General features: G+C 49.4%; 5 protein-coding genes, 2 tRNA genes and 1 other RNA gene. 3 read left to right on the top strand and 5 right to left on the bottom strand.

Annotated elements, in window-relative coordinates:
* Positions 1 to 12: 12 nt before the first annotated feature.
* The 5 genes from N2K84_RS16740 to N2K84_RS16760 form a co-directional block, all read right to left on the bottom strand.
* Positions 13 to 1,356, bottom strand: a complete 1,344-nt coding sequence (locus N2K84_RS16740; protein WP_282592983.1) for an MFS transporter — start codon at positions 1,354 to 1,356, stop codon at positions 13 to 15.
* Between the two features lie 126 nt (positions 1,357 to 1,482).
* Positions 1,483 to 2,001 (bottom strand): DUF4252 domain-containing protein, encoded by a 519-nt coding sequence (locus N2K84_RS16745; RefSeq protein ID WP_282592984.1) that lies wholly within the window; start codon positions 1,999 to 2,001, stop codon positions 1,483 to 1,485.
* Positions 2,002 to 2,016: 15 nt separating this feature from the next.
* The gene (locus N2K84_RS16750; RefSeq protein ID WP_282592985.1) at positions 2,017 to 4,764 is read right to left on the bottom strand and encodes a S9 family peptidase; all 2,748 of its coding nucleotides are present in this window, start codon (positions 4,762 to 4,764) and stop codon (positions 2,017 to 2,019) included.
* Positions 4,765 to 4,883: 119 nt separating this feature from the next.
* On the bottom strand, positions 4,884 to 5,837 hold the full coding sequence (locus tag N2K84_RS16755; RefSeq protein ID WP_282592986.1) for a glycosyltransferase family 2 protein: 954 nt from the start codon (positions 5,835 to 5,837) through the stop codon (positions 4,884 to 4,886).
* Positions 5,838 to 5,882: 45 nt separating this feature from the next.
* Complete coding sequence (locus tag N2K84_RS16760) at positions 5,883 to 6,437, bottom strand: DUF4199 domain-containing protein (protein WP_282592987.1); 555 nt, start codon at positions 6,435 to 6,437, stop codon at positions 5,883 to 5,885.
* A gap of 306 nt (positions 6,438 to 6,743) precedes the next feature.
* Between N2K84_RS16760 and ffs the strand changes: the two genes are divergently transcribed.
* The 3 genes from ffs (at position 6,744) to N2K84_RS16775 (ending at position 7,106) form a co-directional block, all read left to right on the top strand.
* An RNA gene (ffs, locus tag N2K84_RS16765) (signal recognition particle sRNA small type) lies at positions 6,744 to 6,842 on the top strand.
* Between the two features lie 14 nt (positions 6,843 to 6,856).
* Positions 6,857 to 6,930, top strand: a tRNA-Thr gene (locus tag N2K84_RS16770).
* 93 nt (positions 6,931 to 7,023) lie between these two features.
* Positions 7,024 to 7,106: transfer RNA gene (locus N2K84_RS16775), tRNA-Tyr, on the top strand.
* The last annotated feature ends 12 nt before the right edge of the window (positions 7,107 to 7,118 follow it).

Consider the following 7,118-nt stretch of genomic DNA (forward strand, 5'->3'; position numbering starts at 1 on the left):
CTGAAAGATGGGCTATTGTCTGCTCAGTTTTTCCTGTGGGTTTTCAGCCTTGAAGGAGGTTGCAAAGGTGGCGCCCACGATGGACAGACAAAGGAAAGCCGCCCAAGCGTATGAGCCCAGCCTGGTGTACGAAGCGCTGAAAAGCAGTGGTCCCAGCGCACTGAAAAACACCAGCGCACTCATGGCAAAACCACTGATGGCGCCCAGGTGTTCGCGACCGTAAAAGCGGGGCCACACCACGGCTGCCAGTACGCTGAACAAGCCACCTACGATGCCGTTGCCAATTATCAGGAACAAGTATGGTAAGCCGGGCGACAGCACGGACAGGCTCAAGAGCGAGATGATCTGGCCAGCCAAAAAGACCATCAGTAAATATTTCAGTTTAATGTGGTCGCTTAGCCAACCGCCGGTCAGCGAAATAAAGACCGAAATGGCCGAAGTAGGCAAGAAGACAGAGAGGGCCGTGGTTTTGTCCATTCCGGCAGATTCGAAAATGGAAACAATATTGAAGGTGAAGCCGGTAATGGCGAGCGACTGCATCGAAAGCGCAATTACAAATACCCAGAACGGGAAGGTGTGTTGGGCTTCTTTCAGCGAAAATTGTTTGACCGGCTCATAGGCAATATGCTGTGGATTTTTCTCCTGCGTATTTACCGGTTCGCCGTCAGGCTTCAGACCGCAATCCTCGGGGTTGTCGCGAAAAAACAGGAACACGAGCATGCTGAAGCCAAAACCGGTGATCATTGCCAAAATGATCCAGGCTCCTCGCCAGCTGAAGCTTTCGATGAAGTAATCGAAGACCAGCGGAGCGATAGCAAAGCCCAACGAGGTAAACACGCTACTGATACCGTTGGCAAAACCTCTGCGGCGGGAGAACCATTTCATCATCATGTTGCGCGAAAGCATAGTGAGTACACCCTGTCCGCTGAAACGGACCAGAAAGAATCCTGCCGTGATGAAAAAGAAACTCAGGTAGAACTGAAAATCGGTTATGGCAAGAAGTTTTCCCAGTCCAATGGCAATTCGGTCAACCTGGCTGAGCAGGATGAGGGTAGTGCCCAACGCCAGGCTAATACCCACGCCCAGCCAACGCGCCCCGATACGGTCGTACCATTTTCCGGCCTTGGTAAGCATCAACGAACTGGCAATGGTGCCAATCAGATAGGCAGTGCTTAATTCGTTGCGGCTCAGTTTCAGGGCGCCGATCAAATGGTCGGTGAAGGTGGACACACCCATGGTTTGCCCGGGAACACTCATGATGACCCCCAGTGTGCCCCAAAGCACGATAAACCAGCCGTAAAAAACAGGTGATTTGGTGGGGGAAAAGGGGAAATGGTTATAGCGGTGCTTGATCAAAACAGTAACTTTTGTGCAAACTTACCGCTTAAACAGTCAAGCGGTGCCAGAGTTTGAACAATCTGTTAAACGTTTTCCGATTTTTTAATATTCCGTTGCGAAAAGCAAGGTTATTACGGATGCCGGTTAATTCCTGTTTAATATACTTTGCAAGGCGCCCGATTCCAACAAATCTCCCTTACCTGCCAGTTGAGCCAGCTCTGCTACGGAGAAATTACCTTTCACGTAGATCAAGGCTTTATCATTGCCGTCTGTCAGGATGAGCAGCTCGTTGATGCGATCTTTCTTTTTCATATTGGACAGGATGCGGATATCGTCGCCAGCTGATTTTACAGCCATGAGTTCGGTGTAGTTTTCCTGGTCGATTAATGGCTTCAACTCTTTGTAGAAGTTGAGGTCCCGGTAGTTTCCCCGGTCCTCCACCGAAAGGATTTTTACCTGATCGATTTGGCGCAGCAGGCGCTCTTCTTCCGGTTCCAGGGATTGTCCCCAGGTAGCTGTGCGGATCAAAAAGCCCGGGATGGTCATGGAAACTATTCCTTCCCGGTGGTTGTATTTCGAAAAAGCCGCATCGATTGTTGTTTTCCTGGTACAGGAAAAAAGCAGCAGCAGAACAGTTGTCGCCCAAAGCAGTCGGATCTTCATTTTTATACCTTGTGTTTAATAACCTAATTCTTTCCCTTTATCCAGCGCCGGAAGTCCGTATTTCATCCATCCGGGCATTGGGGCGCCTTTCAGGTAATGGTCGAAAAATTGCTTCATCCGGCGGCTCAGGTCCATGCGGTTTTCCCAACTTTCCTTTTTCAGGTTGTGGGGTTCGTTGTTGTAATTGAGCAGCCAGGCCGGTTTGTTAAGGCGGCGCATGGCAACAAATAGCTCAATTCCCTGGTACCACGGCACGGCGCCGTCCTGGTCGTTGTGCATCATCAGCAAAGGCGTGTTAATTTTGGGTGCGTAAAAAAGCGGTGAATTCTCGATGTACTGAATCGGTTTTTCCCACAGGGTGCCGCCAATCCGGCTTTGGGTGTTTTCGTATTGAAACATGCGCGAGAGGCCTGTTTCCCAGCGAATTCCCCCATAAGCGCTGGTCATGTTGCTAACCGGCGCCCCGGCCATGGCGGCTGCAAACATGTCGGTTTGGCCAATCAGGTAGGCCGTTTGGTAGCCGCCCCAGCTTTGCCCCTGGATGCCGATCCGGTTTTTGTCAATAAAGGGGAACTGGTTGATTAGGAAGCTGGTCCCGCTCACCACGGCGTTAAACGCGCTTTGCCCCGGATAACCGGTTTGGTAAGTGATGTCGGGCACAAAAACCAGGTAGCCGTTGCTGGCATAGAATGTTTTGTTGATTATCGACCGGCTGGGGGAAGGCAGGAAGTGCCGGTGCAATTCTTCGGAGCTTCGTTCGTAAAAATAAACGATCATCGGGTAGGATAAGTTCGGGTTGAAATCTTCGGGGTAGTAGAGGATTCCGTGCAACTGTTCGCCCGAAAAGGAAGTCCAGCTCACCAACTGGTTTCTCGCCCAGTTAAACCCGGCTTGTTGCGGGTTGGCATCCGATAGTTTTCGGGGGTGGCCGAAGGTCGCGTCACTGGTCCAAAGATCGGGAAATAGCGTACAGCTTTCCTTGCGCCAAATCAGCCGACCGGCTTCTTTGGCTTTTTTTACCTCGCTGAACCGGTAATCCTCCAGTAGGTGTAATTTAGGGGCTTTTACCGTTTTGGTATCCACGGTAAAGAATCCTGAAGCTTTATTTCGTTCGTCAAAACCGTTTACCAGGATTTCTCCGTCCGGAATAAATTTTCCTTCCGGATCGGTTTTTACATAGCGCAGGTTGATGCTGTTTTTCCGTCCGTAGCCCGAAGTCAGGTTTACCGGGACACGTGAGCCCGTCGGGTCAATCTTCCAGAGGTCGTAGCGATCGTAAATGTAAACGTAGCGGTCGTCATCGCTCCAGCCGGCAATTCCGTAAGGTTTTACCTCCAGGGGCGTGTCGTCCAGTTCGTCGTAAAAGTTTACCGGAAGATTTTTTGTGAGCGCGTACACCTGTATCTTATAAACGTCGGTTGAGCGGGCATAGTAGCTGCTGTCGGCCGGATCGAACCAGATAATGAATTTCCCGGCAGGTGAAATTTCAGCCTTGGTTTTATCGGTCACCATTTGCCTTTTGATACCGGTTTGGGTGTCAACGACGTAGTAGTCGGCGCTGTTGCGGCCGGTCCATGAGCTGGCCTTTTGGTATAGTTTCTCGTCTTTTCCGAGGGCCATGCGCCCATCGCCGTCCTGAATCAGGCTTATTTCCGGTATTCCGGGATCGGCCAGTTGCAGGAATTTCTTTTCAGCCGGATGGTACACGGCCAGGTAAGTGCGTTTTTTCTCCTGGTCGAGTTTGACAAGCTGCTGCGGCATTAGTTCAGCATCAGTCCAGCTCCAGATGTCGAGTACGGGTTTTTCGTCGGGTGCGAGTGTGTCTTTGGGTTCCGGTTCCGGAATGTGTGCTGTTCCGAGGAAAAGCCGGTTCCCGTTTTTCGAGAACAGAAGCTCGCGATGTTCGCTGGGCGCCCAGCTGATGGGTATGCCCGGTGTGCTGGCTGTAACCACAGCCTGTGGCGACTCGGTGCTCTTGGCATAATACAGGTCGAAGGTTTTTTGTTGGGTGGTATCGGTTGAGAAGAGAAAGGCGAATTGGTTACCCTCCTCATTGGTGGCTACCTGGCGGATGTGGCCGTTTTTTTCAAACAATGTGTGTGTGGTTCCGCTTTTCGTGTCGAACACAAACACACGGCTGATGGTGGTCGAGTCGCCGCTGAAGGTGGAGTAGATGACGCTATTCCCTTTTTTTGCAACCCTGTAGTCGGTTACCTGTCTTTTGGTCAGGGTGTCGCCTGTATCCAGCCGATGCAGGATCAGGTTTTGAAGTTTCAGTTCGTCCCTGGTTTTCACAACACTGTCAGGCTGCTGCAAAATGGCCGCCCAGTTGGCGTTTTCTTCCGGCAGTTGCCACGATACCAGCCGTGGATATTTTGTGATCTGCCCGGTGTTTATTTGGAAAATTCCAACACTGTCGAGTGGCATCTGGTCTTCTTTTAGTTTTTTTCGTTTGGCAACCTGAATACTGTCGAAAGGCACTTTAATGCGATGCAGCAGAACGTCGGCACCGGGGGTAAAGGCTGCCGAGGCGCCGCGTACCAGCGTGTCGGTGCGTTTGCCTTCCGTGTCGGTTAAAACCAAGGCGCCATCTCCTTGTTGCGGGTTCAACTCGTAGGCTACCCACTTCCCATCGTTTGAAATTTGTTGGTTTTCCAGTACTTTCCAGTGTGCGAAGTCTTCCACCTGAAGTGTTTTTTTATGGTTCTGGGCGTACAGTACCTCCGAAAAGAAGAGCATGAAAAGAAGAATAAAATACTTCATAAGGAGCTAATTTGTAAGTTTTGTTTTCAGGAAGTCCAAATATAACAAATAAGGGCCAATCTTTTCTGTTGTGCGGAAAGGATTGGCCCATAGGTGGATAAGCCCGGCAGTCAGCCGGATCAGCTAATTTTTTTTTCGATAAGGTATTTGTTGCGTTCCGAAGCATTTCGGGAAACCAGTTCACCGATAAAGCCGGCCAGAAATAGCTGCGACCCAATAATCATAGCGGTGAGCGCCAGGTAAAAATAGGGGCTTTCGGTTACTTTCGGGGCGGGCACCTGGTTGGCCAGAGCAATCAGTTTGTGGATGCCCACGGAGGCTGCTGCTATCAAACCGGCAAGAAAAACCAGACTGCCCATCAGTCCGAAAAAGTGCATCGGCCGTTTGCTGAATTTGGCAATAAAGATAACCGATAGCAGATCGAGCGGGCCACGCAGGAAGCGTTCAAAGCCAAACTTGGTGACGCCGTATTTGCGTTCCTGATGCTGCACCACTTTTTCACCGATTTTGCGGAAACCGGCCCATTTGGCCAGAATAGGGATGTAGCGGTGCATTTCGCCATACACTTCAATGCTTTTTACCACCTGTCGGCGGTAGGCTTTCAGTCCGCAGTTGAAATCGTGGATCTTGATGCCGGAACTGCGCCGGGCAATCCAGTTGAAAAACTTGCTGGGGATATTTTTTGAAAGCAGCGGGTCGTAGCGTTTCTTTTTCCAGCCCGAAACCAGATCAAACTGCTGTTCGGTGATTAATTGATACAATTCCGGTATTTCTTCCGGGTTGTCCTGCAAATCGGCATCCATGGTAATCACTACATTGCCCTGGGCTTCGGTAAAGCCAACCTGCAGCGCCGCCGATTTGCCGTAATTGCGCCTGAACTTGATGGCCTTGATATCGGGATTTTGCAGGTGCAGTTTTTCAACTACTTCCCACGAACGGTCGTTGCTCCCGTCGTCAATTAAAATAATTTCGTACGAAAACCCGTTGGCGTCCATTACCCGGGCAATCCAGGAAGTCAGTTCGGGTAAGGATTCTTCTTCGTTAAACAGGGGAACAACTACGGAAATATCCACTTGAAAATGTATTAGTTAATGAATAGGAGTTGCGATGCGGTGTGTTTATTCTTCGTCTTTTATTTCACCCATGGCTTCGGCAAAGGCATTTTCCTCGTCATTCTTTTTTACGAAAATAGAAGTCACCAGGGAAATGATGAAGCCAATAAAACCAAATGTCAGTAAGCCGGAAATGGCAATAACCAAGGGACTTTGCATCTTGGTCATCATCTGGCCAACGGCTTCGATCTGTTCGTCTGACATGCCTCTTTCCATCAGGGCTTCTTCCTGCATCACCCGGATTTGATCGAGGATGGAGGGATCGAGGTATTTGATGAGAATGACAGAATACAGCGATTGGATGACTCCGGCAAACAACATGACAACAATCCCGAAACCAAGCGCCTGGCTATAGCTGATAAAACCATTGAGTTCGGTGTTGCGGTAATGGATTTGCGAGTAGAAAACACCCGCCGCCATAATCAGATAAGAAACCAGTCCAAGGGTAGTGTTCAGATTTTGTCCGGCCACATACAGCAATACATTGTATAAAATCAGCGCAATGCCTAAGTAAAGGCCATAGGTCATGGCGCTTTTCCAGAAAGTTGATTTTTGTTCCATGATGTTTTTTTTGTATGAAGGAGTTAATGACAAATATATCTGATTTTTCATTCGTGTGAAAATTAATTTCGATTGTCCAATGCCCGATGGCGGTGGATTTCCCCTCGATTCATCTCAATTTTGAAGTCAGCTACTGTATATCGGCTGTTTGCATCGCAGCTTTTGACCGGATTAAAAGAAAGTCAAAAAAAAGTTACGCAAATATTTCTTTGAAGGTTAGTCGTTTAGTCGGGATGGTGGGGGAAAACTTCGGGAATAGTTGGGATTTGGTTTGCCGGGAAAGTAAAAATTTCTACTTTTGTCGCCGGGTAAGTCCTGTGCGACCAGCTCCTGCTGAATCCCCCCAGGGTCGGAAGGCAGCAAGGGTAGGTGGTTGAGCGGTGCGACACAGGTAGCTTACCCACTTTTTGTGAAAAGTTGCCGGATTAGCTCAGTTGGCCAGAGCACGTGATTTGTAATCTCGGGGTCCACAGTTCGAATCTGTGATCCGGCTCAATACAGATTGATGATTGATGATTGATTAATGTGGTATGCTATGGATGTTTTTGCCAATCATAAATCATCCATCATCGATAGTAATTCCAAAGGGGAGATACCAAAGTGGCCAACTGGGGCTGACTGTAACTCAGCTGACGTACGTCTTCGTAGGTTCGAATCCTGCTCTCCCCACACGAATGATGA

The organism is Gaoshiqia sediminis (genome assembly GCF_025907915.1).
GTDB classification, from domain to species: Bacteria; Bacteroidota; Bacteroidia; order Bacteroidales; family Prolixibacteraceae; genus Gaoshiqia; species Gaoshiqia sediminis.

What these genes read in the sequence shown, in the direction of transcription:
- N2K84_RS16760 (WP_282592987.1), bottom strand. Translation starts at nt 6,437, where the DNA reads ATGGAACAAAAATCAACTTTCTGGAAAAGCGCCATGACCTATGGCCTT.
- N2K84_RS16750 (WP_282592985.1), bottom strand. Translation starts at nt 4,764, where the DNA reads ATGAAGTATTTTATTCTTCTTTTCATGCTCTTCTTTTCGGAGGTACTG.
- N2K84_RS16745 (WP_282592984.1), bottom strand. Translation starts at nt 2,001, where the DNA reads ATGAAGATCCGACTGCTTTGGGCGACAACTGTTCTGCTGCTGCTTTTT.